Here is a 1,920-nt window from a genome sequence, read left to right as displayed (position 1 = left end):
GCGGTCCCGCACCCGCCACCCGCACGCTCGCCGCGATCGTCACCGACGCCGCAGCCCTCGATCCGGACGCCGTCGCGCTCGAGGATTCCAGTCGCGCGGTGAGTTACCGCGACCTCGACGAGGCGTCGAACCGGCTCGCACGCCTGCTGATCACGCACGGCGCCGGCCCGGAACGCTACGTTGCCATGGCGATACCGCGGTCCCTCGAGTCAGTCCTCGCGGTCTGGGCGATCACCAAGACCGGGGCCGCTTTCGTCCCGATCGACCCGGGCTATCCCGCCGCACGCATCGCCGAGATGATCGCCGATTCGGGTGTCGCGCTCGGCGTCACACTGACACCGCAACGTGAGCGGCTCCCGGACACGGTGCCGTGGCTCGTCCTGGACGAACCCGGGACGATCACGACGGTCGAACAACAGTCGAGCGGCGCCCTCGGTGACGCCGATCGCCGCCGGCCATTGCGACCCGACCATCCCGCGTACCTGATCTACACGTCCGGATCGACCGGTGTCCCGAAAGGCGTGGTGGTTCCGCACCGCGGGCTGGCCACGCTGGCCGCGGCGCAGGCGGCCGGCCTCGGTCCGGGGCGGCACTCGCGCGTGCTCCACTTCTCGTCACCCTCGTTCGACGGATCGGTGTTCGACTATCTACTGGCGTTCGGCTGTKGCGCGACTCTGGTGATCAGCCCGCCGACCATCGTCGGCGGCACGGAACTGTCCCGCTTCGTCGCCGCCGAACGGGTGACGCATGCCTTCGTCCCGACTGCCGCGCTAGCCTCGGCCGATCCCGACGACCTCGACGGATACGACGGGTTCGGCGAAATTCTCGTGGCCGGAGAAGCGTGTCCGCCCGGTCTGGTGACCCGGTGGTCCCGTGGCCGTGCTCTGCGGAACGGCTACGGCCCCACCGAAACCACCGTGATGTCCAACATCAGCGCGCCGCTCGCACCCGGGTCCGACGTGACGATCGGCGGCCCGATCGCCGGTGCGGAGGAAGTGGTGCTGGATGCGCGGATGCAGCCGGTCCCGGACGGTGTTCCGGGTGAGTTGTACATCGCCGGGCCGGGTCTGGCCCGCGGATACCACCGGAGGCCGGGGCTGACCGCCGGACGCTTCGTCGCCGCTCCATACGGGCCGGCGGGCGAGCGGATGTACCGGACCGGCGACATCGTCCGCTGGATCGCCGACGAGTCCGACGGTCGGGTGGTCGAGTACCTCGGCCGGGCCGACTTCCAGGTGAAGGTGCGCGGGTTCCGCATCGAACCCGGCGAGATCGACGCCGTCCTCGGCGCCCACCCGGACGTGGAATACGCCGCGACACTCACCCGCACCGGGCCCGCCGGGGACCCGATCCTCGTCTCCTATGTCGTCGGTTCCGCGGAGCTCGACCCGGCACGCCTCTCTGCCTATCTCACCGAACGACTTCCGGCGCACATGGTGCCCGGCGCGATCGTGCCGATCGACCGGATCCCGCTGACYCCGGTCGGCAAACTCGATCGCGCCGCGCTGCCCGATCCCCGGTTCGACTCCCCGGCCGATTCCGCGCACCGACCGACGTCGCCCGTCGAGGAGACCGTCGCGAACGCATTCGCGGCCGTTCTGGGGCTCGAGCACATCGGTGTCGACGACAACTTCTTCGAGGCGGGCGGGAACTCGCTGACGGCGACCCGGGTGGTGGCGCGGGTCAATTCGACGCTGCATACCCACATCGACGTCCGGACCTTGTTCGAGGACCGGACACCGCGAGTCCTGTCCACCCACCTCGACCACGACTCGAACGACGCCCCGCTGCCGGTGCCCACTCCGGGGCCCCAACCGGAGTTCGTGCCGTTATCGCCAGCCCAGCAACGCATCTGGTTCCTCAACCAATACGACACCACCACCCCCACCTACAACATCCCCCTCACCCTCCACCTCACCG

At 69.9% G+C, this 1,920-nt stretch carries 1 protein-coding gene; it reads left to right on the top strand.

Annotated elements, in window-relative coordinates:
- A partial coding sequence (locus AC1D1G_RS44740; RefSeq protein WP_477956891.1) for a non-ribosomal peptide synthetase occupies positions 1 to 1,920 on the top strand: 1,920 nt, incomplete at both ends.

It is taken from the genome of Rhodococcus sp. P3_B8, from assembly GCF_056402775.1.
This window is presented reverse-complemented; position numbering and strand designations above follow the sequence as displayed.